The sequence below is a fragment of the Cryobacterium sp. Y62 genome, from assembly GCF_002929785.1.
Lineage (GTDB): Bacteria > Actinomycetota > Actinomycetes > Actinomycetales > Microbacteriaceae > Cryobacterium.
Map to the genome: position 1 here is coordinate 1 of NZ_PJJK01000081.1, position 23,850 is coordinate 23,850.

Genomic DNA, 23,850 nt, shown 5'->3' on the forward strand with positions numbered 1-23,850 from the left:
GAGGGCAGCCTGGCTGGAGTCTGGCTGGAGGGATTTTGGCTAGGCAATAGGCCGGTACTCAACATGCTGGGTTACCGGTAACGAGCTGAAGCGCGCTTCAACCGCCTCGAAGTTACCGTGAAACGGTCTCCTGCCGCCGGGCATCCTGCCGAATCCGACGCCGCCGAAGCGGTTGGCGTGCCATCGCGGTGAAGATGATGAGCCAGACTCCGAGTGCTACCCAGAGTGTGACGGTCCCAATCTGTCCGACGAGTGGCAACGTGTCGGCCTGGCCGAGGTAGATTCCAGCGACTGCGTACATTCCGACCGGAAAGGCGATGCTCCACAGCGTTGCCTGGTAGCAAAGTGGAACATGACGTTTGAAATGACGCCAGATACCCACGGCGATCAGCACGGGGATGAGCCAGGTGGCAAATGCCCAAAACATCACCGAGATACCGCCGACTAACCCGCGGGTCGCGCTCACCATCGGAGCATCCGCCATTTCCACGATGCGGGCGCCGGCCAGAACCGTGATCGCGCAGGCGCCCATGGACACCCAATACGGCGGGTCGAGGTCCTCTGGGCGCAGCTTATAAAGCATGAGGCGCAGGGAGACGAACACGCCGGCGGCCCCGTACAGAAAAATTCCGACCGACCAGGACAGTATGGCGAGGACCGCTAGCAGCGCCCTGGCCTCACCGGCGACTGGCTCCAGCGCAGCTGCGACCACGGCAACCGACTGGCTGGCCACGACCCAGATGAACCAGGTTCCATTCGCCGAGCCGAGCACGGGACGGGCCGTGCGACCCAAGACGGCCAGCCATGGCACCGCATACCCGAGGACTACCCAGGCCACGCCAGACACGCCGAGGAGAACCGTTGCCGCACCGAACCATCCCTCGACCGCCAACCGGGCAGCAAGCACATTGGTTCCGGCAACGAAGGTAAAGAATTGGAATCCACGGTTCGGATCGTGCAGGTCGTCGAGAAAGGCCGAACGAAAGGCTATGAAACGCCACGCAGTGAGAATCAAGAGCGCCAGATAAGCCCCGGCACAGACCACCAGAAGTACGTAGCTGAGGCCCTCGACTCGGATCAGGTTCATGCCGATCGAGATGATTCCGGTGGCCATGACCATAGCAAAATAGCCCGGTGGCATCGTGCGTACGGCGGAAGCCACTCGTACACGTCGTTCGGACACCATAGTCTCAGGTTAGACCTCGGCGCGATGCTCGCTGACACCCCGGGTCCCACGAGATCGACCGCGAACGGCGCCGGGTAGCCAGGCGGTAATGGAACCCCGACCAGGTGGTCTCCACTGATCTGCGTGGAACAGCATCCGTCGCGGTCACGGCGCGAATGTACTCGAGGGCACGCTCCAGGGCCATATCGCTGACGGCGGCGTACCCGAACACCAGACCGGCCGGGGCATCCGCTGCACCGGGCGAGGCTGAATAGTCCCGAAGGTCGGCGACCCTGATCCCCGAGCTGCCAGCTCTGAAATCGCTGTGCTGGCCCGGGCCTGGTTTTGCAGGCCGAGCACCGCGTGCAGCCCGCCGTCCAGTGCCGACAGCGTCGTGCCCGGGTGGCCGGGCAGATCGTGACGCACAGCCAGCACCGCCCGGCGCACATCGCACTCCCCTGGCGTGCCGCAGGTGGTCGGCGATTTCCGCACGCAGGGCCAGGGTGCCCTGCAGGGGTGGTTCGCTCTGTGGTATGAGTTTCGCGGTGGCCACTCGCCACGCGGCCGTCCAGGCACGCCCCGACAATCTTTGGGTCGACGGGTATCCCGGTGTCAAATCCAGCAAATCGAGCGGATGCTGCTGACCTCCTTCCATTCGCGGTCACGCCGGCGTCGCGAGGGTTGTCCCGTGAAGCAGGACTGCCACGCGCGTCGGCGCTCCCTGGGTGCTGACCAAACACCCCCTACCGTTGAGCTGCTCGTAGGCCGTGACCACGCTCCCCCGCGACACGTCGAGCCGATGAGCGAGCGCTCGGCTGGACGGTCTGGTCTTCGTGCGCACCCTGTTCGACAGCAGCATAAACTATCGCAGCGCGGTGATCTACGGCCTCCCGACCGTGATTCCGTCGGAGGAGAAGGAACGGGCGCTCCTCGTTCTCTCCGACCGGCTCATGCCCGGTCGAAGCGAAGAGGTACGCCTGACAACGCGCCGCGAATTGGCCGCGACCATCGTGCTGCGTATCCCCTCACCGTTGACGGCGGACGGAACGAAACTTCCCGCCTCTGTTTGCCGTCGCTGAACCAGTGGCAGAGAACTGGCTGTGCAATCAGAATTGCAGATCAGGCGTGCACATGGTGTACAACCATGCCAAATTCGTTGACCGGTTCGAACGCGTCACGATCCCAAGCCCCGGGGTGCGACACCGGACAATTGACCACCGCGTTTCGCGACGAGTGGTCGATGGTATGTTCGCGCATCGCATGACCGCAGATCGGGCACAACCGGAAATCGGTCGCACCCCACTGTTCCATACCGCCTGGGGTCTTCCTATCCTGCATCATGCCATTACGATACGCCCGATTGGACAATATAGCACGTAACTGGTATGCAAAATAACGTGCGGGGTGAGCTAGTCCTCGCCGAATCCGGCTTCCAGCAGGGCCGCGAGGGCGTTGATCGCGGGCCCAGCCGCAGGATCGGTTGAGGCCAGGTGCACGCTACTCCCCCGGGCTAGTCCGAGCGACATGATGCTGAGCAGGCTCGTCGCGTCCGTGCCGTTTACCGTGAGGGGCACAGCGAAGGTGCTTGCGAGGTTCACGAATTCCGCCGCCGGACGAGCGTGCAGACCGTCCTTGTTCACCAAAACCACGGTCCGGGAGATTTCCCCATCACCAGCTAGAACTGCGGTCCCGGCGTCGGCACTGGTCTGGCACGTGTCGGTCGACTGAAGTGCGGTGCGCGCAGCTGCCACGACGGCGTCGAGGTCTCCCCCGATCTCCGCGGCGACCGCCGCCGCAACCCCGCCTTCGACTAGCGGAGCATCCACAATCCGTGCCCGAACCTGTTCCGCTTCGTCGAGAAAATCGCGGGCCGTTTCCGCGGTCAAAATGGCCGAGCCAAGGTCGCACACAATCACCACACCGGCGCCCCCATCCGCCTCGGCCAGTGCCGCCGTGACCTTATCGAAGCTCGTACCGATTGTGCCCTCGTCGGTACCGCCGGCGGCGACGAGTCGCACGGTCGGTGCCATCTGACGCGCGAGTTCAACCAGCCCCGCCGCGATCTTCGCGCTGTGCGAGACGAATACCAGGCCAACCCGGTCAGCGGATGCCGGCATGCTCAGTCCATCACTCGGGTCGCATCGGCCGCGGCGCGTAGCAGGAGCGCCGTCGACTGTGCGCCCGGATCCCGGTGTCCAATCGCCCGCTCACCGAGGTAGCTCGCCCGGCCTTTATGCGCCACGAGCGGTTCGGTATCCTGGGCGCCCCGTGCTGCGGCATCCGCTGCCGCTGTCAGCACGGCCGGTGCGCTCTCGCCGGCCGACTGCGCGGCCTGGGCCGCATCGACGGCCGGACTCCAGGCGTCGATCATGGTTTTGTCCCCCGCCCCGGCCTTGCCGCGCAGCACGATGCCGTCCCTGGCCGCCGTCAGGAGCGCGACGAGCGCCAGACTGTCGAGGGTACCAGTGGCAGCAGTTGCGCCGGCGGCTTTCAGAAACGCGGTACCGTACAGTGGCCCGGCGGCTCCGCCGACGGTAGAAATGAGCGTGGTGGCGAGCAACTTGAGCACGGCACTCGGGTTCGCATCGTCAGCCAGACCGTCGAGTTTGGGCAGGACCGCCTGAAAACCGCGATCCATGTTTTCGCCGTGATCGCCGTCGCCGATGTCACGATCGAGCGTGTTCAACGCGGTGCGCTCGGCGGCCAATATCTCGGCGCTACGCCGAATCCACCGCACGGTCCAGGCGGTATCCAGAGTCAATGCCCCGTCGGCCTGGTCCGAATTTCTTCCTGCATCCGGGCTCATCGGCGCCACCTTCTATCGTCCCCACCGTAGCGCGGCCGTCTGCACCGGTGCGTCCCAGAGAGCGGTGAGCTCCGCATCCAGCTGCAGCACGGAAATCGATGCTCCCGCCATTTCGAGGCTCGTCGTGTAGTTGCCGACGAGGCTGCGCGACACCGTAATGCCCCGCTCGCGCAGCACTTCGGCCGCGCGCCGGAATACGATGTACAGCTCAACCAGCGGCGTGCCGCCCATACCATTGACGAAAAGCAGAACCTGGTCGCCGCTGGCCAACGGCAGGTCCTCCAAAATGGGCGCGAGGAGTCGGTCGACGATGGCATCGGCCGGCTCGAGCTTGATGCGCTCCCGGCCGGGCTCACCGTGGATTCCGATACCGATCTCGATCTCATCGTCCGCGAGCACGAAGCTCGGCTCGCCGGCGTGCGGCACCACGCACGGCGTCAACGCGACCCCCATGGTGCGCACCCGAGAGTTGACTTTTTCCGCTACTGCGACGACGGCTGTCAGGTCATCCCCGCGTTCGGCAGCCGCACCGGTGATTTTCTCGACCAGCACCGTTCCGGCCACACCGCGGCGTCCGGCTGTGTAAAGCGAGTCCTTCACAGCGACATCGTCATTGATGATAACCGTACGAACGTCGATTCCTTCAGCGGATGCGAGATCGGCTGCGGTCTCAAAATTCAGCACGTCCCCGGTGTAATTCTTCACGATGTGCAGCACCCCCACGCCGCCATCCACTGACTGGGTCGCGGCGAGGATGGGATCCGGCGTCGGGGAGGTGAAGACCGGACCGGGAACGGCGGCGTCGAGCATGCCGAGACCCACGAATCCGCCGTGCAGAGGTTCGTGTCCACTGCCGCCACCGCTGACGATGCCCACCTTGCCTTTATGCGGTGCATCCGCTCGCACAATGAAGAGCGGATCGGGTGAGACGCGCACAATATCGCCGTGCGCAGCCTCGAATCCGGCGACGGCTTCGTTGACGACGTGCTTCGGATCGTTGATGAGCTTCTTCATGACCTGCCATTCGCTCGGTGCTACCACGGATCGATCGGACACTTCGCCCCAAGCGCATTCTCCCACGGTCGACATACGCGCCCTGACCACGTTCGAGCGGGGCTCGAGGCAACTTGAACGAGCGGTTCCCCTTCGCGACACGCGGCGCTATGTTGAGGCCATCCGCTCACCGTAAAGGGGCGGCTTCGGTATCCCCGCGGCGACAGCCTTTTAGACTTGCGAGTTCATTGACGCGGTCAATGTCGACTCCGGCGTTCCCCTGACCCGATTCAAGGTCGACGGCGGAATGATCGCCAAAACATGTTCTTGCAGTTTCAGGCCGATATCCACGGCGCTCCCGTGGTGCGTTCCATCGTCGCCGAGACGACCGCCTGGGGCGCCGCCTACGCAGTCGGCTTCGCGGTCGGATACTGGAGTGGACTCGACGAACTGCGCACAAACTGGCCGGAGGGCAGCCGTTGGAGGTCGAAGATAGATGACGAAAACGTGCAGTAGCAGGCCCCCGATTGGACGGCGGCGGGGGTCAGATCCGTGTCGCCGCCACCCACGCGGACAATTTGGCTGCGGCTGCCCCGGAGTCAATCGCTTCGGCAGCCACGACCATTTTGCTGCGAAAACGATCCAAAATCGCGACCTGCACCTGAGCTGGATCGTTGGCCAGATCGAAGGCGACGAGACCGGCAGCGGCGTTGAGCAGCACGATGTCCCGAATCGGACCCCGGTCGCCCGCCAGCACGGAACGCACAACATCGGCGTTGTGCTGCGGGGAACCGCCAGCCAGGTCGTTAAGCTGCGCCCGCTTGAGGCCGAGGTCACGAGGGTCAATGTCATGCTCGGTTACGAGGCCACGGGAGACCTCCCAAACGTGGCTATGCCCGGTCGTGGTGAGTTCGTCGAGTCCGTCATCGCCACGAAAAACTAGGGCGGTCGCACCGCGAGTCTGAAACACGCCGACGAAGAGGGGAACCCGGTCCAGGTTCGCCACGCCGACAGCGGATGCCTCTGGGCGCGCCGGGTTGCACAGCGGGCCGAGGTAGTTGAACACCGTGGGGATGCCCAATTCGCTCCGGGTGAGGGCCGCGTGCCGAAAGCCCGGATGAAAGGCCGCCGCAAAGGCAAAGGTAATTCCGGTCTCTTCAAAGACCTGAGCCACCCGAGCAGCGTCGCGCGACAGATCGATGCCGAGTTCACCTAATACGTCTGACGACCCGGAAGCTGAGCTGGCCGCCCGGTTGCCGTGTTTGACGACCGGCACACCGGCCGCTGCACAGACGATCGATGCCATGGTCGAAATGTTGACCGTGCCTAACTGGTCGCCGCCGGTTCCGACGATGTCGAGCGCCATCGGATTGACGGGGAGTTCAATGGCGTGCTCCAGCACCGCATCCCGGAAGCCGACGATCTCATCGACAGTCTCCCCTTTGGCTCGCAAGGCCACCAAAAAGGCTCCGAGTTGGGAGGGGCTGGCCTCGCCGAGCATGATCCGTTCCATACTCCAGGCGGCGTCCGCCACGCTGAGGTCCCGACCAGAGAGGAGGGAATCTAAAATATTTGGCCAAGTCTGCGATTCAAGCATGTTTTCGATCTTAGGAGAACGGGCCTGACTCGCCCGAATTCACGCCGAAACCACCCTGGAACTGAACCACTCCATCGGGCATAAAAGATCACTTGCATGCCCGATTGAGAAAAACCTGTGGGAATATCGGCCATAATGGAGGGGTGACCAGCTCCTCAATTACTCAGACGGCGAGTGCGCCCGTTGTGAACCGGCCTAACAGCGTGGCTGTGGGCACCATTGTGTGGTTGGGCAGCGAAGTGATGTTCTTCGCGGGGCTCTTCGCCATCTACTTCACGCTTCGTTCGACCTCTTCCGAGCTTTGGCTCTTCGAGGCGGACAAGCACAATTTCACCTTTGCGTTGATCAACACGCTCGTGTTGGTGTCTTCGTCGGTGACCTGCCAGTTCGGGGTGTTTGCGGCCGAACGACTGCAGGCCCGGTCGACCGGCTGGAAGCCGAGCGAGTGGGGCATGATCGAGTGGTTCTTCCTCACCTACGCTCTTGGCGCGATCTTTGTTACCGGTCAGGTGTTCGAATACGCCACCCTGGTGTCCGAAGGAATCTCACTTTCTTCCAACGCTTACGGTTCAGCCTTCTACATCACGACCGGCTTCCACGGAATTCACGTGACGGCGGGCCTGCTCGCCTTCCTTCTGGTTATTGGGCGCGGTTTCGCGGTCAAGAATTTCGGGCACAAAGAAGCCACCAGCGCTATTGTGGTTTCCTACTACTGGCACTTCGTCGACGTCGTCTGGATCGGGCTCTTCCTGGTCATCTACGTTCTTAAATAGAAGTTCTGACTGAGAAACGGGAGCGGACTACTTCAGCATGACCACGATCAAAACACCTCGTACACGCCGGCCACGCAAAACCGGGCGTCGCCACCCGCTCGCCAGCATTGCTCTTATTGCCGTTGGACTCCTGTTCACCGGAGGCGCCTATGCGGCCTTCAGTACCAGCACCGCCGTTGCGACAACGGATTCTTCGTCGCAGCAGACCATCGCTGAGGGCGAAAAGCTCTTTGCCGCTAACTGTGCAACCTGCCATGGACTGAGCGCCCAGGGTTCCGCGGAAGGCCCTAGCCTGATCGGAGTCGGCGCAGCGTCGGTGGACTTCCAGGTCGGCACCGGACGCATGCCCATGCAGATGCAGGGGCCACAGGCACAGAAGAAGCCGGTGCAGTTCACTCCTGAACAGATCACAGCGCTCGCGGCCTATGTCGCTTCTCTGGCTCCCGGCCCCGCAATTCCGGCGGCTGAACTGCTCGACGCTGCTGCTGGCGATGCTGCAAATGGCGCAGAATTGTTCCGGATCAACTGCGCGATGTGCCACAACGTGGCCGGCGCCGGCGGCGCCCTGACCGAGGGCAAGTTCGCGCCCGCGATCGAGAACGTGTCAGCACAGCACATCTATGAGGCCATGATCACCGGCCCGCAAAACATGCCTGTCTTCAACGACATGAACATCACGCCTGAAGATAAGCGCGACATCATCACTTACCTCAAGTACGTCGAAGACAACCCGTCTCCGGGCGGCCTGGCACTCGGTTCTCTGGGGCCAGTGGCTGAGGGACTCTTTATCTGGATCTTCGGACTGGGCGCAATCGTGGCCCTAACCGTGTGGATCACCGCAAAATCTAACTGATAAGCGGGTAGCCGGTCTCGACTCGCTACCCGGTTTCACCCGCACGCCGCGCAGTACAAACGCGCAGAGTATTTTCACAGCCCACAAAGGAGAACAATGGCCAAGGACGATAACGGCGCGGAGGACGTAACCGCCCCCGACTCGCCTGGCGAGGAGCTCGCTCCAGTCGCCGCAAGTACAGCCGTCGTCACACGGGATTCCCTGGTTAATCCGGGATTCCCACCGCACCGTCCGCGCGTCACCGACCTTGACCATAAGGAAGAGCGCAAAGCGGAGCGTGCCGTCTACACGTTGTTCTACGTTTCCATCGTGGGTAGCGTTTTCGCGATCGCCGCCTACATGGCCTTCCCCATCGTCCCGGAAGATCCGGGCTCCGTGCGCCTCAACAACCTGTTCATTGGACTTGGACTCAGCCTGGCACTGCTCGCCATTGGTATCGGTGCCGTGCACTGGGGTAAGGCGCTCATGAGCGATCATGAAGGCGTTGACGAACGCCACCCGGTTCGTGGAACCGAACCCGTTCGGGCTCGCGCCGTGGAGATCTTTCAGCAGGCGAATGAGGAATCCGGTTTCGGCCGCCGAACGCTTATTCGTAACAGCCTGATCGGCGCCCTTGTCGTATTCCCGCTGCCGGCCGTCGTCCTGTTCCGCGGGCTCGGTCCAATGGACCAGAACCCGGTCGAATTGCTCCACGAAACCATGTGGAAAAAGGGCGTCCGCCTGACGATGGACCCAAGCGGCACGCCAATCAAGGCGTCCGACGTTACACTAGGATCGTCCTTCCACGTCATTCCCGAAGGCCTGTCCGAGATGGAGCACGGTCGCTTGGAAGAAAAAGCCAAGGCAGCCGTCCTTCTTATTCGTATGGACCCTGCAGACCTAGTTGAATCCGACGAACGCAAGACCTGGTCTTACCAGGGCATCGTTGCTTACTCCAAGATCTGCACTCACGTGGGATGCCCGGTAGCGCTGTACGAACAGCACACCCACCATCTCCTTTGCCCGTGTCACCAGTCGCAGTTCGATGTTGAGAACCACTGTAAGGTCATCTTCGGACCGGCCAAACGGGCACTACCACAGCTCCCGATTGCCGTGGACGCTGAAGGCTACCTGATCGCGCAGAGCGATTTCACTGAACCAGTCGGCCCGAGTTTCTGGGAGCGAGCATGACAACAATAAACACCCGCGAATCCGCTGAGGATCAAACCGTCGGGACGAAGAAGGCTGGCGGCTTCACGGCCACGGCCGCTAATTACATCGACGAGCGCACGAGCATCTCCGGCGCGGTCAAAGAACTTGGTCGCAAGATCTTCCCTGACCACTGGTCATTCCTGCTCGGCGAAGTAGCGCTCTATAGTTTCGTTATCATCCTGTTGTCTGGGTCGTTCCTGACCTTCTTCTTTCAGGCGTCCATGGCAGAGGTCGTCTATGACGGCTCCTACGCGCCGCTCAAGGGCGTCCCAATGTCCGTGGCGATGTCGTCAACCATGGACATTTCGTTCGACATTCGCGGCGGACTGCTCATGCGCCAGGTACACCACTGGGCAGCGCTACTGTTTGTCGCCGCCATTGGGCTGCACATGCTGCGGATCTACTTCACCGGGGCGTTCCGTAAGCCGCGCGAACTCAACTGGGTGATCGGTTTCATCCTGTTCATCCTCGCGATGGCCGAAGGATTCACCGGCTATTCTCTCCCCGACGACCTGCTCTCCGGTAACGGCCTGCGCATCATCGACGGTCTGGTCAAGGGCATCCCCGTGATCGGAACCTGGACCTCGTTCCTGCTCTTCGGCGGAGAATTCCCCGGTACCGATATCGTCGGAAGGCTGTATTCGCTGCACATCTTGCTGCTGCCCGCGATCATCGTCGCGTTGATCGCAATGCACCTCCTCTTTGTCGTCGTGCACAAGCACACCCAGTACCCGGCCGCGGGACGCACCAACCAGAACGTGGTCGGATATCCGGTGCTGCCCGTGTACGCCGCCAAGGCCGGTGGGTTTTTCTTCATCGTCTTCGGCGTCGTCATGCTGATCGCCTCTTTGTTCACAATCAACCCGATCTGGAATTACGGCCCGTATGACCCGTCGCCGGTATCGGCCGGTACCCAGCCCGACTGGTATATCGGTTTTGCTGACGGAGCCATGCGTTTAATTCCGCCGGGATGGGAGTTCGTGTGGCTGAACCACACCTACTCGCTCAATATTGTGGTCGTGCTGGCCGTGGTCGGACTGTTCATCGTCACTGTCATGGTCTACCCCTTCATCGAAGCCTGGATCACCGGAGACAAGCGCGAGCACCACGTGCTGGATCGGCCGCGCAACGCTCCGACCCGCACCGCTATCGGTGCTGCGGGCGTCACGTTTTACGCCTCGCTTTGGGCCGCAGCCTCATCGGATATCATGGCCACGCACTTCCACCTCACCATGGAAGGTGTTATCCACACCCTCCAGGCCACAACGCTGCTGGGTCCGATTCTGGCCTTCTTCATCGCCAAGCGCGTCTGCCTCGCGCTGCAGAAGAAGGACCGCGAGATCGTGCTGCACGGCTACGAGTCTGGCCGCATCGTTCGACTGCCCGGCGGTGAATTCGTCGAAGTACACCAGCCGGTCGATGAGTACGAGCGCTGGAAGCTGGTGAGTTACAGCGACTTCAAGCCGCTCATGCTTCGCCCCAACGCCCAGGGCAAGATCGGCCCTGCCGAGAAGGTTCGCGCCGGACTGTCCCGCTGGTTCTTCGAAGATCGGATCACTCCGATCACGCAGACCGAGCTGAGTCACGCCCACGGCGACCACCCCGCAGCAATCACCGACCAGGAGCACCAGTCGGAGATCACCGACAAGTAGCGCTATATCAGGCACCAGCACAGATCGGGCATCGATGTCACTCCAGACGTTATCGGAGTGGCTTCGATGCCCGAACTGTATTCTGCCCCTCTCCCCCACCGGCACACTACGATTGGGATGCAGCACGGGGCATTCCTTTGACGTCAACAAACGGGGTTTCATCAATCTCCTCACCGGCGCGCCCAAGTTCATCGGTGATAGCGCAGCTATGCTCGATGCCCGTGACACTTTTCTCGCGGCCGGCTGGTACGAACCGCTCCAGGCCGCCGTCCGCGCCGTTATCTCCGCCGAGCACCCCCGTCGCCTCCTGGACGTAGGCTGCGGCACCGGTTATTATCTACGCGCGGCATTGCCCCCAGGTGAGGACGTGCGTGCGCTCGGCATGGATCTCTCCCCCACAGCCGTGAGTCGAACCATGCGCTCACACGACCGCATTGACGGGCTGGTCGCGGATGTCTGGTCCCCGCTTCCCGTTCAGGACGCTGCTGTCGACGTCATTCTCAACGTGTTCGCACCCCGCAATGCTGCGGAGTTCCACCGCGTCCTCCGACCCGGTGGGCTGCTTCTCGTCGTGGTTCCCCGGCCAACGCATTTGCATGAGCTGCGGCGGGCCGGCCTGGCCGTGGAGATGCAGGCCGACAAAGCCGCACATCTCGAAGCGAGTCTCGGGGCCTGGTTCGCCCTGGAGAGCGCGCAGCAAATGGAACAAAACGCAGCGCTCTCAGCGGCCGAGGTGGTCTCGCTTATCGGCATGGGCCCGTCGTCCCATCACGCTGCATCGGCGGGGCCTGAGTCGACTCCAGCGTCGGTGCAAGACGTGACGATCGCCTTTGATGTCTTTGGATTTCGTCGCCGCGCCACGGAGTTGTGCTGACACGCTTGACGGATCGCTAAACGACGATACCGACCTGCCGGTAACGGCAGATCGGTGTCGCTTGGTTGCTGTGTGGTTAGCGGGCGAACAGGCCTCGGTAGTACTCGTACACCCATCCGGTCAGGGCGATCAGGCCCAGACCGAGCCCAATAAAGCAGATCCAGAAGCCGACCGCTAGGCCGAGGAAGAGCAGCGCCGTAGTAGCGGCGAGGAAGATCGGCCACCAGCTCCACGGGCTGAAGAAGCCCATTTCGGGATCTCCGTCGTCGATGTTGCCATCGAGGCGGTCCTCGGGGAGTTCGCCACCCTGAGCGGCGTGCACCTTGTCCAGGTAGAACGCGACGAATGCCATGAGCAGTGTCGACAGTCCGAGCATGAACGTGCCTGCCCATTCGACCCGTCCGTGGAAGGGATCGAGCAGACTCCAGACGACGTACACAGCCGTGACGACCGCGAAGAAGACGGTGAGCACCCAGAGCAGGTTGACATTGGTCTTCACTTATTTCACCTGATTCGAGTCGATATCGTAGACCAGCACGTCGGGCGCATCCTTACCGGGACCGATTCCGATAGGCAGACCGGCTTCGGGATGGTTGAGGTCGAAGGCCGGCCGTTCGGAACGAATTCGCGGAATGGACGTGAAGTTGTGACGCGGCGGTGGGCAGGACGTAGCCCACTCAAGTGAGGAGCCATAGCCCCACGGGTCGTTGACCGTGACGAGTGGCGCCTTGCGGGCCGTGATGTACACGTTCAGGAAGAATGGAATCATAGACACGGCGAGGATCATGGCACCGGTGGTGGATACCTGGTTCATCCAGGTGAAGCCGTCCTCCGGGGAGTATGTCGCGTATCGACGCGGCATCCCCATGACTCCGAGCCAGTGTTGGATCAGGAACGTGGTGTGAAAGCCGATAAACAGCAACCAGAAGTGCCACTTGCCGAGGCTCTCGTTGAGCATTTTGCCCGTCCACTTGGGCCACCAGAAGTAGAACCCGCTGAACATGGCGAACACGACGGTACCGAAGACCACGTAGTGGAAGTGGGCGACGACAAAGTAGGTGTCTGACACATGGAAGTCGAGCGGCGGCGACGCCAGGATCACGCCAGTGAGGCCACCGAAGGTGAACGTGACCAGAAAGCCGATGGCCCAGATCATAGGCGTCTCGAAGGTCAGCGACCCTCGCCACATGGTGCCGATCCAGTTGAAGATCTTCACCCCGGTTGGCACCGCGATGAGCATGGTCATGAGCGAGAAGAACGGCAGCAAGACTGAGCCGGTGACGTACATGTGGTGTGCCCAGACCGAGACGGAGAGTGCGGCGATGGAGATGGTTGCGTAGATGAGCGTCTTGTACCCGAACATCGGCTTGCGGCTGAACACAGGGAAGACCTCGGACACGATACCAAAGAACGGCAGGGCGATGATGTACACCTCGGGGTGACCGAAAAACCAGAACAGATGTTGCCAGAGTATGGCACCACCGTTGGCCGCGTCGTAGATGTGCGAGCCGAAGATGCGGTCGGATGCTGCAGCGAGCATGGCGGCGGCGAGCACCGGGAAGACCATCAGGCTGAGCAGCGCGGTGATGAGCGTGTTCCAGGTGAAGACGGGCATACGCCACATCGTCATACCAGGAGCACGCATGGTGATGATGGTGGTTATGAAGTTAACCGAGCCAAGAATGGTGCCAAAGCCCGACAGTCCCAGCCCGACCATCCACAAATTGCCGCCGACTCCCGGCGAAAACGTTGTACTGGCGAGTGGCTGGTAGGCGAACCATCCAAAGGATGCCGCGCCCTGCGGGGTCAGGAACCCGGCGACGGCAATGAGGCTACCGAAGTTGAAGAACCAGTAGGCCAGTGCGTTGAGTCGCGGGAACGCAACGTCTGGAGCACCGATCTGGAGCGGAACCAGGAAATTAGCGAATCCAAAGAACAGCGGTGTCGCGAACATCAGCAGCATGATCGTGCCGTGCATCGTGAACAGCTGGTTGTACTGCTCCTTCGTCTGCACGACATCGAGTCCGGGGGCGAACAGCTGGGCACGGATGATGAGCGCCATGACGCCGCCGAGGCAGAAGTAGATGAACGACGTGATCAGGTACATGTACCCGATGACCTTGTGATCGGTAGAGGTGATCCACCGAACGAGAATATTTCCCTTGGGCTCCGCAGACGGAGAGACCGGCGGTGCCGGACGTGACTCGACTGGTGCGATGGTCGTACTCATGATTTAGTTGCCCTCCGGAGCCGTTGGGGCACTCGTGCCCGGCTGAGTCTGATTGCGGTCGTAATCGTTGTCGAGCTGGCCGACGTTGCCCGCGGAACGCAGAGTCTGAATGTAGGTGTCGTAGTCCGACTGAGAGACGACTTCGACGTTGAAGAGCATGAGCGAGTGATATTCGCCACACAGCTCGGCGCACTTGCCCTTGAAGGTGCCGATGCGTTCGGGGATGACCGACATGTAGTTGGTCTTTCCAGGAACGACGTCCTTCTTGTAGAGGAAGTCGATAACCCAGAAGGAGTGGACAACGTCGCGAGATTCGAGAGCGATTTCAATCTTCTGGTCAACCGGCAGAACGAGCACGGGAAGTTCAGACTCGATGAGTGAACCGCGTTCGCCGTCGGGATCTGGCTGACCCTGAATTCCGGGTGAATAAACGTCTTCGTTGACATAATTGAAGTCCCACGCCCATTGCTTGGCTTGCACTTCGATCTTGACGTCTGGAGTTTCGAATCGGCTTTCAATGGCGATCTGGTCACGAACCGTGAAGGCGAAGAATCCGATGACCAGGATGAGCGGCACGACCGTGTAGAAAATCTCGATCGGCATGTTGTAGCGCAGCTGGACCGGGAGCCCGGTTTGGCCCTTCCTTCGGCGGTAGACCACGATCGTCCAGATGATCAGCCCCCAGGTAATGAGACCCACGATGAGGAGAACGATCCACCCCGTGGTCCACAATCCGGCGATGCGATCGGTCTGATTACTGACCGGCGCTTCACCCTCTTCATTAAAGCCGGGCAGGAAGCCGTGAAGCTGGGCCTGCGTGCATCCGGCCAGTACAACGGCTAACGTCGCTGCGAGCGGAATAGCAGCCCAACGAAGGCGGTGGTTATTGCGCACCGGAGACCTTTCGGGAGATTCGAGGACACTTCTCAGGAAGTGTTTTGATCGATCTCAGCCTACTCCGCGATAGCGTGTTCGAAGTGCACCCTCGGGTCGTGGCGGCGAGGTTTTCTGCAGCGCCACCGCTGATGGCCCGTCAAATCCTGCGAGACCAGGAGAAAACGGCCGAAGAATGACGGGGTGGAAACAAGAAAGGCAGGGACATCATCACCCGATGATGTCCCTGCCCAACAGTTTTTCTGAAGCGGATGCCTAGCTGAAGGAATCGCCGCAGGCGCAGCTACCGCCGGCGTTCGGGTTGTCGATGGTGAAGCCTTGCTTCTCGATCGTGTCTTCGAAGTTGATCGAGGCGCCATCGAGGTACGGGACGCTCATCTTGTCTACGACAACTCCGACACCGTCGAAGTTGACGACGGCATCACCTTCGAGAACCCGCTCGTCAAAGTACAGCTGGTAGATCAGGCCGGAGCATCCGCCGGGCTGCACGGCGACGCGCAGACGGAGGTCTTCTCGACCTTCCTGGGTCAGGAGGCTGCGCACCTTGAGTGCCGCGACCTCGGTGAGGGCGATGCCGTGCGCGGCGCTAGGCGTAGCCACGTCAACGGAGCTGATAGTCGGGGTCATGGTGTCGGTCATGCTTCTCCTTGGTTCGCGCAGTGACTGCTTCGCACGCAGGTTTTGGTCTCGATAATTCTACCTCGGACAACCAGAAAGTCGACCTGGGCATTCCCACGCTCTCATACTTCCCTGAACGGGGTTCACGCGGTCAATGCCCGGTGCGTTCATTCAGGCGGCCGAGCAGGAACGCTTCGCTGAGTACGGCCCGTTTGAAGACCCCCAGGTGCAAGGATTCGTTCGGGCTGTGCGCGCGGGAGTCGGGGTCCTCCACCCCGGTCACGAGAATCTGGGCGGCCGGAAAAACGCGCACCAGGTCGGCGATGAACGGTATCGATCCTCCCACGCCAATGTCTACCGGCGGCGTGCCCCAGGCATCCGTCATGGCCGATCGTGCTTCGGTAACGGCCCAGCCGCTGGTGTCGACCAGGAAGGGCTCGCCGGTGTCGACATCGTCGATCTCGATCACCGCACCGAAGGGGGCGTGCTCGCGCAGGTGCGTTTCGATGGCGACCATGGCCTCGACCGCGGACTGCCCGGGCGCGATGCGCGTGCTGATTCGAACGCTCACACTGGGTGTGAGCGTGTTCGACGCATTGTCGACGCTCGGGGCGTCGATACCGGTGACGGTGAGGGCGGGCTGCGACCAGATTCTGCTGAGAATGGAACCGTATCCGATCGGGCTGACACCGGGCAGGAGCCCGGTTTCGGCGCGCAGTTGTTCCTCGGAGTAGTCGGGGATGGGCACGTCGATGCTGGTCAGCCCGGCAACGGCAACCGAACCATCATCACCGTACAGCGTCGCGAGCAGCTTGATCATGGCCAGCATGGCGTCCGGGACCGCTCCGCCGAACATGCCGGAGTGCGAAGCATGCGCGAGCGTGCGCACGGTGAGCCGCAGGGTGACGTTTCCGCGCAGTGCAGTCGTGATGGCGGGCGTGTTCACGTCCCAATTATTGGAATCGGCCACGACGATCACATCGCTGCGCAGGGCCTCGCGGTTCTCGTCGAGGAAAGTCGCGAAGGAGCGACTCCCGAACTCTTCTTCGCCCTCGATGAAGAGCGCGATTCCGAGCTCAAAGTCCAGGCCAACGGCAACGACCAGGGCACGAATGGATGCCACGTGCGCCATGACGCCAGCCTTGTCATCGGCGGCACCGCGCCCGTAGAGCCGGTCGCCGCGGACGGTCGGGGTGAAGGGGTCGGATTCCCAATCTTCGTCCTTGCCGGGAGGCTGCACGTCGTGGTGAGCGTAAAGGAGCACGGTCGGTCGGCCGTTGCGGGCCGGACGAGATGCGAGGATGGCCGGCTGGCCGAGTTCGGTGCCGCCGCCCGCACTTGCCGGCACTGTGGCGGCCTGCACGATGTTGACGGACTCGAACACGCCGAGGTCGCGCACGAGCGCAGCGACGGCGTCGGCGCTGGCGGCGACGTGGGCACGGTCGAAGGCGGCCCAGGATACCGATGGGATGCGCACCAACGCGCACAGGTCGGCGATCGTGCTGGGGAGCCCCTGTTCGACGGCGGTGCGGATGGCGTTTTGCGCCCCCGACTCCGCTTCCGAGTGTGCGGCGAAGCCCTTGGTCGGGGAATTTGTCTGTGCGTTACCAGTCATACGGGTAATCTTAAGGCACCCAATTGCAAGGATTTGATGTGGCTAAGACTCCCGTAACCCCCGACGCCCAGCCGTCGATTGAAAGCTCAGACGAGACCGCAGCGCGCCTCGGTCTCACGCACACTGCCGGCAAGGGTCAGGCGACCCCCACCCGCAAGAAGCAGGAAGCGGCCAACAAGCGCCCGCTGGTGCCGGACGACCGCAAGCTCGCCGCCAAGCAGGCACGCGCCAAATCCACAGCGGCTCGCGATGTCGCTCGGGCCGGCATGGCTGCTGGTGTCGACAAGTATCTGCCGCTGCGCGAACGCGGTCCACAGAAGCGGTATGCCCGTGACTACGTCGACGCACGGTTCAACGTGGGCGAGTTGATGATCCCGATCATGTTCCTGGTCATCCTGCTCACCACGATTCCTAGTGTCGCTGGCGTGTCCATCATTGCGCTCTGGGCTTTCTTCATCCTCGCCGTTGTCGACTGCGTCGCACTTGGCTTCATCCTCACCAAGAAGATCGAGGCCAAATTCGGCGAGGAGAAGGCCGAACGCATCCGCTGGTATGCAGCCATGCGTGCGCTGCAGTTGCGGCCGATGCGTCTGCCCAAGCCGCAGGTCAAGCGCCGCCAGTACCCGGTGTAACCGCTCCGGCACCCCAGCCGGGGCGCCGGAGTCTTCGCTATCGCTCGAAGGCACCAGCACGAACAAGCGGCACGCGCACTTCCTCATCGGTGAGGGAACCGTGCTGCCCGATCATGCCGCGCGCCTTCTGGTTGACCGTCCGGGAATCGTAGTAGGCGATCCCCTTGCGGGCGGCGATGAGCACATCGCCAATGCGCGGCAGCACCTCGTCGGCCACGCGCCCGTAGAGGCCGGCCGCCACCGCCTCGGCGCGAGTATAAACCCAGGCACGATCCCCCTGCGACTGCCGCCAGGCACCCGCAAGCGAGTCAGCGTCGACCACGGACTGCTTTGGTTCAAGGTAGAGCTGCACGCAGCGCGGGTCCCCCGCCACGTGGCGAACCCCAGTAACCAGTACCGGCTCGGTGTCGAACAGCACGTGTTTGGTGCTGGGCACATCGATCACGCCGTGGTCTGCGGTGAGGAGTAGCCCCTCATCGGAGCGCAGCGTCGCCGCGAACCGGGTCACCTCCGAATCGAGGTTCTCGAGTGCAGCCAACCAACGGTCCGATTCCCAGCCGTGCGCGTGGGCGACAACGTCGAGTTCAGCGACGTACAGGTAGATCAGGGCGGTGGGGTTCTCATTCAGGATGCTGCGCGCGGCGGCAAATCGATCGGCCACCGTCTCGGCGGGCACGTACTGTGCTCCACGCAACACCGCCTGGGTGAAGCCGGAGTCCAAAAACTTTTTCGCGCCGATGGCGAAGCTGGGCACGTTGTCGTCGGCGGCCCGGTCGAAAACGGTGCGAGCCCGCTGCCAGGTCGCGGGTTGCATGCCCTCGTCCCAGCCGGTCAACTGGTTGACGACCCGGTCGCGAGCCGCATCGAGCACCTGGTAGCCAACGAGACCGTGCTGGCCCGGTTCCACCCCGGTGGTCAGGGTCGCTATCCCCGCCACGGTCGTGGCCGGGAAGACCCCGTCGATAATGTTGGATTTGTTGAGGCGGGAAGCCAGAAAACGGGCGTGCCCGGCGCGGGCACGGATCGAGCTGACGCCGAGGCCGTCCGCCAGAATTACGACCGCTTTGCGCACCGCGGGCAACCCGAGCGGATTCGGTCTGGCACAAACGGCATCGAGGGAACTGGTGAGAACATCGGCCAGGCGCAGGGCACTGAATTGGCGGGCCGGTAGCATGGTGAGCATCGGGTTCTATTCTTTCACAGGGACGAACCCGCGCCCTCCAGCGCTCCCGAGAGCGCCCCAGACGTAGTGCGGCGGTGACCGGAACACTCGGTCGCCGCCGCACGCTTGAAGCAGAATTCGCGAATGAGCCGCTCAGACAGCACTACACCCGCCGCCAGCACAGCCAGCACCGAACGCATCGAGGACGTCGATGTGTCGGTCGAGATGCAGGGGTCCTTCCTCGAATACGCCTATTCGGTGATCTACTCGCGCGCCCTGCCCGACGCCAGAGACGGTCTCAAGCCGGTGCAGCGCCGCATCCTGTACCAGATGAGCGAGATGGGTTTGCGCCCGGACAAGGGGCACGTCAAGAGCGCCCGTGTCGTCGGTGAGGTGATGGGCAAGCTGCACCCGCACGGCGACACCGCCATTTATGACGCCCTCGTGCGCATGGCCCAGTCGTTCTCGCTACGCGTGCCGCTGATCGACGGACACGGCAACTTCGGTTCCCTCGACGACGGGCCGGCCGCTCCCCGCTACACCGAAGCCCGTCTGGCGGCCCCGTCGCTCGCCATGACCGAGAACCTCGACGAAGACGTCGTCGACTTCGTGCCCAACTACGACAACCAGCTGACCCAGCCCGATGTATTGCCGGCCGCCTACCCCAACCTGCTGGTCAATGGCACGAGCGGCATCGCCGTCGGTATGGCGACCAATATGGCACCGCACAATCTGATCGAGGTCGTCGGGGCCGCCCGGCATCTGCTCGCGCACCCGAACGCGACGCTGGACGACCTGATGGAGTTCGTGCCCGGGCCCGACCTGCCCACCGGCGGCACCATCGTCGGTCTGGCCGGAATCAAGGATGCCTACAGCACCGGCCGCGGCAACTTCAAGACCCGGGCTCGCGTCTCGGTCGAGTCGATCAGCGCCCGCAAGACCGGGCTCGTCGTGACTGAACTCCCGTACCTGGTCGGCCCGGAAAAGGTGATCGAGAAGATCAAAGACGGCGTCAACTCGAAGAAGCTCAGCGGTATCTCCGACGTCACCGACCTGACCGACCGCACCAAGGGGCTGCGTCTCGTCATCGGCATCAAGACCGGTTTCAGCCCTGACGCTGTGCTCGAGCAGCTCTACCGCTACACCCCACTCGAAGACTCGTTCAACATCAACGCGGTCGCCCTCGTCAACGGAGCCCCGCAGACCCTCGGTCTGCTTGAATTACTGCACGTCTATGTGAATCACCGTATCGACGTCGTCACCCGCCGCTCCGCCTACCGGCTGGCCCGCCGCAAGGAACGCCTGCACCTCGTGCTCGGCCTGCTCGTGGCCATTCTCGACATCGACGAGGTCATCCAGGTGATTCGCGCGAGCGACGACACCGAGCAGGCCCGCGCCAAACTCATCGACGTGTTCGACCTGAGCCAGATCCAGGCCGAGTACATCCTGGAACTGCGGTTGCGCCGCCTCACCAGGTTCTCCCGCATCGAACTCGAAGCCGAACGCGATCAGTTGCTCGCCGAAATCGCCAAGCTGGAGAAACTCCTGTCTTCCAAGGCCGCTATCCGCACGCTGGTCTCCGAGGAGCTCGTTGCCGTCGCCGAAAAATTCGGTACCCCGCGCCGCACGGTACTGACCGAGGCGAAGCCGAGCATTGCGGGACTGTCGGCGGCCGCCGCCAAGCGCCAGGCGGCCGTGCTCGAGGTGCAGGACATCGCCACCCGCATCTTCCTGAGCGTGACCGGTCGCATCGCCCGGGTCGACCTCGCCAGGGTCGACGATTCGCTTCCGCCCCGAATCCAGCCGCCGCAGCGCCGCAGCAAGCACGACGCTGTGCTCTCCACGCTGGACACGACGAGCCGTACCGAGGTGGGCGCGGTGACCAACCAGGGTCGCCTCATCCGCTTCTCTCCCGTTGATCTGCCCGTGATGCCGCCGACGTCGATTCAGCTCGCCGCCGGGGTGCGAATCAGCGAGTACCTTGTACTGCCCGACAAGAAGGAGCGCGTACTCGCCATTGTCTCCCTCGACTCCGACCGGGCGATTGCTCTCGCCACCCGCCAGGGTGTTGTGAAGCGCGTCACCCCCGGGGACTGGGCCAACAAGCCCGACTTCGAGATCGTCGCGCTCAAACCCAAGGACGAAGTGGTTGGCGCGGTACAGGGCGCAGAGGATGACGACCTCGTTTTCATCACCTCGGACGCCCAACTATTACGCTTCACCGCCGCTGGCGTGCGGCCACAGGGCCGGGCGGCCGGCGGCATGGCGGGCATCAAGCTGACGCCGGGTGAGTCGGTCGTCTTTTTCACCAGTCTCTCGACCGAGGACGTCGCCACGGCGATCGTAGTGACGATCGCGGCGAGCAGTCAGACCCTGCCAGGGACCGACCCCGGCAGTGCCAAACTGAGCGACTTCTCGGAATACCCGGCCAAGGGGCGAGCCACCGGCGGCGTGCGCGCCCAGCGTTTTCTAAAGGGTGAAGACACCCTCGCCATCGCCTGGGTCGGGCCTGCTCCGGCCCGGGCTGTGGGTCCAGACGGCACTCCCCGCGCCCTCCCCGAGTCCGGATCCCGCCGGGATGCCTCCGGAGTCATGCTCGACGCCATCATCGGAGGCATCGGCGCTGAAATCTAGGTTGTTCCTGGCCGTTAGACGTCGATGCGATCGCGGGACAGCTTGTCCGAGCTGTCAATGATGAACTCCTTGCGCGGGGCCACATCATTCCCCATCAGCAGTTCGAACACCTTACCGGCCGCTTCGGCATCGTCGACGCGCACCCGACGCAGGGTGCGATGGGCGCGTTCCATGGTGGTGGTCGCGAGCTGGTCGGCATCCATTTCGCCGAGGCCCTTGTAGCGCTGGATCGGGTCCTGGTAGCGGCGATTCTTCTTTTCGAGTGCCGTCAACACCGCGTGCAGCTCGGTTTCGGAATAGGTGTAGATGGTCTCGTTGGGTCTGCTGCCCGGATTCATCACAACCACCCGGTGCAGCGGCGGCACCGCGGCGAACACGCGGCCCTCGGTGATCATCGGGCGCATGTAACGAAAGAACAGGGTGAGCAGCAGGGTGCGAATATGGGCGCCGTCGACATCGGCGTCGCTCATAATGATGACCTTGCCGTAACGCGCCGCCGACAGGTCGAAGCTGCGCCCAGAGCCGGCACCGATCACTTGGATGATCGAGGCACACTCGGCGTTGGAGAGCATGTCCGAGACGGAAGCTTTCTGTACGTTCAGAATCTTGCCGCGGATCGGCAGCAGCGCTTGATGCTCGCTGTCGCGCGCGAGCTTGGCGGTGCCGAGCGCTGAGTCGCCCTCGACGATGAACAGCTCACTCGTGGACACGTCGTTGCTGCGGCAGTCGACCAGCTTGGCCGGCAGGGAGGAACTCTCCAGGGCATTCTTACGCCGCTGGGTTTCCTTGTGCGCCCTGGCGGAGATGCGCGACTTCATCTCGGCGACGATCTTGTCGAGCAACAGAGCTGACTGGGTTTTGTCGTCTCGTTTCACCGAGGCATAGCGCTCCGCCATAACCTTGGCGACAACGTTGGCAACGATCGCCCGCACGGCCGGCGTGCCGAGCACCTCTTTCGTTTGGCCCTCGAACTGCGGTTCGGGCAGGCGTACGGTGAGCACGGCGGTGAGGCCGGCCATCACGTCGTCCTTGTCGAGCTTGTCGCTGCCGACCTTGAGCCGGCGGGCATTCAGCTCAACCTGGCCGCGCAGAAATTTGAGCAGCCCGGCGTCGAAGCCGGCCTGGTGCGTGCCGCCCTTCGGCGTGGCGATGATGTTCACGAAGCTCTGCACGATCGTGTCGTAGCCGGTCCCCCAACGCAGGGCGATATCCACCTGGCAGTCGCGCACGAGTTCGGTGGGCACCATGGCGCCCTTGTCGGTGAGTACCGGTACGGTTTCGCTGAAGGTGCCACTGCCGGTCAGCCGCCAGGTATCGGTGATCGGGGCATCCGTCGCGAGATGCTCGACGAATTCACTGATACCGCCATCGAACTGGAACAGGCTGACCACGTGCTCGTCGGTACGTCGGTCGGCGACCTCGATCGCCAGGCCGGGAACGAGGAACGCCGTCTGTCGGGCCCGGTTCAGCACCTCGTCGGTCTGGAAGGCTGCACCCTTGGTGAAGATCTGCCGGTCGGCCCAATAGCGAATGCGGGTTCCGGTGATACCGCGCTTGACCTTTCCGATCACTCGCAGTTCGCTCTGGTTCTTAAACGGAGTGAATGGGGCGTCCGGACTTTTCTCCCCCGTGTCGGCAAACAGGCCGGGCTCTCCGCGGTGGAAGGACATGGCCCAGGTCTTGCCGTCCCGGTCGACCTCGACGTCGAGGCGTTCGGACAGGGCGTTGACAACGGATGCTCCCACCCCGTGCAGTCCGCCGGACGCGGCATAAGATCCGCTGCCGAACTTACCGCCGGCGTGCAGTTTGGTGAAAACGACCTCGACGCCGGTCAGACCGGTCTTGGGTTCGATATCGACCGGGATGCCGCGGGCCGTGTCGCGCACCTCGACGCTCTGATCAGGGTGCAGCTCGATATTGATGCTCGCACCGTGACCACCGAGGGCCTCGTCAACCGAGTTGTCGATGATCTCCCATAGGCAGTGCATCAGACCGCGAGAGTCGGTTGAACCGATGTACATGCCGGGGCGTTTGCGCACTGCCTCCAGTCCTTCGAGGACGGATAGGTGGCGCGCGGAATAGTCAGAACTCACAACAGTCAAGAATACCGGGGCCAACCGGGGTGCCTTCGCGCAACGCCCGCCGACCCCTCCCGTCATGC

At 62.7% G+C, this 23,850-nt stretch carries 21 protein-coding genes and 1 pseudogene; 10 read left to right on the forward strand and 12 right to left on the reverse strand.

All coding sequences use genetic code 11. From position 1 onward, the window contains the following. Positions 1-112: 112 nt before the first annotated feature. Entirely contained in the window at positions 113-1,162 is a 1,050-nt protein-coding gene (locus CXY71_RS03480) for a tellurite resistance/C4-dicarboxylate transporter family protein (RefSeq protein ID WP_233198378.1), read from the reverse strand. A 128-nt stretch (positions 1,163-1,290) separates the two neighbouring features. Here CXY71_RS03480 and CXY71_RS21750 point away from each other — a divergent pair, with 128 nt between their 5' ends. Both CXY71_RS21750 and CXY71_RS03490 read left to right on the forward strand, forming a co-directional pair. Beyond that, entirely contained in the window at positions 1,291-1,440 is a 150-nt protein-coding gene (locus CXY71_RS21750; RefSeq protein ID WP_233204361.1) for a hypothetical protein, read from the forward strand. 540 nt (positions 1,441-1,980) lie between these two features. Beyond that, positions 1,981-2,244, forward strand: a complete 264-nt coding sequence (locus tag CXY71_RS03490; protein ID WP_104134304.1) for a pyridoxamine 5'-phosphate oxidase family protein — start codon at positions 1,981-1,983, stop codon at positions 2,242-2,244. Positions 2,245-2,574: 330 nt separating this feature from the next. Here CXY71_RS03490 and dhaM read toward each other — a convergent pair whose 3' ends face one another. From dhaM to dhaK, 3 genes are read right to left on the reverse strand one after another with little or no spacing between them, the layout of a single operon-like run. Next, a complete protein-coding gene (dhaM, locus tag CXY71_RS03500) occupies positions 2,575-3,282 on the reverse strand; it encodes a dihydroxyacetone kinase phosphoryl donor subunit DhaM (RefSeq protein ID WP_104134306.1) in 708 nt (235 codons plus the stop codon). Between the two features lie 2 nt (positions 3,283-3,284). After that, entirely contained in the window at positions 3,285-3,926 is a 642-nt protein-coding gene (gene dhaL / locus CXY71_RS03505) for a dihydroxyacetone kinase subunit DhaL (RefSeq protein WP_104134327.1), read from the reverse strand. Between the two features lie 57 nt (positions 3,927-3,983). Next, positions 3,984-4,985: a dihydroxyacetone kinase subunit DhaK gene (gene dhaK, locus CXY71_RS03510; RefSeq protein WP_104134328.1), complete on the reverse strand. Its 1,002-nt coding sequence runs from the start codon at positions 4,983-4,985 to the stop codon at positions 3,984-3,986. 199 nt (positions 4,986-5,184) lie between these two features. On the opposite strand from dhaK, the pseudogene CXY71_RS03515 reads away from it, so the two are divergent. Then, a pseudogene (locus CXY71_RS03515) lies at positions 5,185-5,468 on the forward strand (FGGY-family carbohydrate kinase); the annotation flags it as partial. Positions 5,469-5,508: 40 nt separating this feature from the next. Here the strand turns inward: CXY71_RS03515 and trpD are convergent. Then, positions 5,509-6,561 carry an anthranilate phosphoribosyltransferase gene (trpD, locus tag CXY71_RS03520; RefSeq protein ID WP_104134307.1) on the reverse strand — a complete coding sequence of 351 codons (1,053 nt, stop codon included), beginning with the start codon at positions 6,559-6,561 and terminating at the stop codon, positions 5,509-5,511. Between the two features lie 143 nt (positions 6,562-6,704). Between trpD and CXY71_RS03525 the strand changes: the two genes are divergently transcribed. From CXY71_RS03525 to CXY71_RS03545, 5 genes are all read left to right on the forward strand, one after another. Further along, positions 6,705-7,334 carry a heme-copper oxidase subunit III gene (locus CXY71_RS03525; protein ID WP_255411392.1) on the forward strand — a complete coding sequence of 210 codons (630 nt, stop codon included), beginning with the start codon at positions 6,705-6,707 and terminating at the stop codon, positions 7,332-7,334. A 37-nt stretch (positions 7,335-7,371) separates the two neighbouring features. Beyond that, positions 7,372-8,187: a cytochrome c gene (locus CXY71_RS03530; RefSeq protein WP_104134309.1), complete on the forward strand. Its 816-nt coding sequence runs from the start codon at positions 7,372-7,374 to the stop codon at positions 8,185-8,187. A 96-nt stretch (positions 8,188-8,283) separates the two neighbouring features. Then, entirely contained in the window at positions 8,284-9,357 is a 1,074-nt protein-coding gene (locus tag CXY71_RS03535) for a ubiquinol-cytochrome c reductase iron-sulfur subunit (RefSeq protein ID WP_104134310.1), read from the forward strand. Beyond that, the gene (locus CXY71_RS03540) at positions 9,354-11,030 is read left to right on the forward strand and encodes a ubiquinol-cytochrome c reductase cytochrome b subunit (RefSeq protein ID WP_104134311.1); all 1,677 of its coding nucleotides are present in this window, start codon (positions 9,354-9,356) and stop codon (positions 11,028-11,030) included. Before CXY71_RS03535 ends, CXY71_RS03540 begins: the two co-directional genes overlap by 4 nt. Before the next feature lie 34 nt (positions 11,031-11,064). After that, positions 11,065-11,904 (forward strand): methyltransferase domain-containing protein, encoded by an 840-nt coding sequence (locus CXY71_RS03545; protein ID WP_104134312.1) that lies wholly within the window; start codon positions 11,065-11,067, stop codon positions 11,902-11,904. 76 nt (positions 11,905-11,980) lie between these two features. On the opposite strand, the gene CXY71_RS03550 is transcribed toward CXY71_RS03545, so the two are convergent. The 5 genes from CXY71_RS03550 to CXY71_RS03570 form a co-directional block, all read right to left on the reverse strand. Further along, positions 11,981-12,403, reverse strand: a complete 423-nt coding sequence (locus tag CXY71_RS03550) for a cytochrome c oxidase subunit 4 (protein ID WP_104134313.1) — start codon at positions 12,401-12,403, stop codon at positions 11,981-11,983. Then, on the reverse strand, positions 12,404-14,134 hold the full coding sequence (gene ctaD, locus CXY71_RS03555) for a cytochrome c oxidase subunit I (RefSeq protein WP_104134314.1): 1,731 nt from the start codon (positions 14,132-14,134) through the stop codon (positions 12,404-12,406). 3 nt (positions 14,135-14,137) lie between these two features. Beyond that, complete coding sequence (gene coxB / locus CXY71_RS03560) at positions 14,138-15,028, reverse strand: cytochrome c oxidase subunit II (RefSeq protein ID WP_104134315.1); 891 nt, start codon at positions 15,026-15,028, stop codon at positions 14,138-14,140. A 255-nt stretch (positions 15,029-15,283) separates the two neighbouring features. After that, complete coding sequence (locus tag CXY71_RS03565) at positions 15,284-15,667, reverse strand: iron-sulfur cluster assembly accessory protein (RefSeq protein WP_104134316.1); 384 nt, start codon at positions 15,665-15,667, stop codon at positions 15,284-15,286. Between the two features lie 130 nt (positions 15,668-15,797). Further along, on the reverse strand, positions 15,798-17,261 hold the full coding sequence (locus CXY71_RS03570) for a dipeptidase (RefSeq protein ID WP_104134317.1): 1,464 nt from the start codon (positions 17,259-17,261) through the stop codon (positions 15,798-15,800). A 38-nt stretch (positions 17,262-17,299) separates the two neighbouring features. On the opposite strand from CXY71_RS03570, the gene CXY71_RS03575 reads away from it, so the two are divergent. Continuing rightward, on the forward strand, positions 17,300-17,893 hold the full coding sequence (locus CXY71_RS03575; RefSeq protein WP_104134318.1) for a DUF3043 domain-containing protein: 594 nt from the start codon (positions 17,300-17,302) through the stop codon (positions 17,891-17,893). 37 nt (positions 17,894-17,930) lie between these two features. Here CXY71_RS03575 and CXY71_RS03580 read toward each other — a convergent pair whose 3' ends face one another. Continuing rightward, entirely contained in the window at positions 17,931-19,076 is a 1,146-nt protein-coding gene (locus tag CXY71_RS03580) for an alkaline phosphatase family protein (RefSeq protein ID WP_233198377.1), read from the reverse strand. A 123-nt stretch (positions 19,077-19,199) separates the two neighbouring features. On the opposite strand from CXY71_RS03580, the gene CXY71_RS03585 reads away from it, so the two are divergent. Then, on the forward strand, positions 19,200-21,689 hold the full coding sequence (locus CXY71_RS03585) for a DNA topoisomerase (ATP-hydrolyzing) subunit A (protein WP_104134319.1): 2,490 nt from the start codon (positions 19,200-19,202) through the stop codon (positions 21,687-21,689). A 14-nt stretch (positions 21,690-21,703) separates the two neighbouring features. Here CXY71_RS03585 and CXY71_RS03590 read toward each other — a convergent pair whose 3' ends face one another. Then, a complete protein-coding gene (locus CXY71_RS03590) occupies positions 21,704-23,782 on the reverse strand; it encodes a type IIA DNA topoisomerase subunit B (protein WP_233198376.1) in 2,079 nt (692 codons plus the stop codon). Positions 23,783-23,850: the final 68 nt, after the last annotated feature.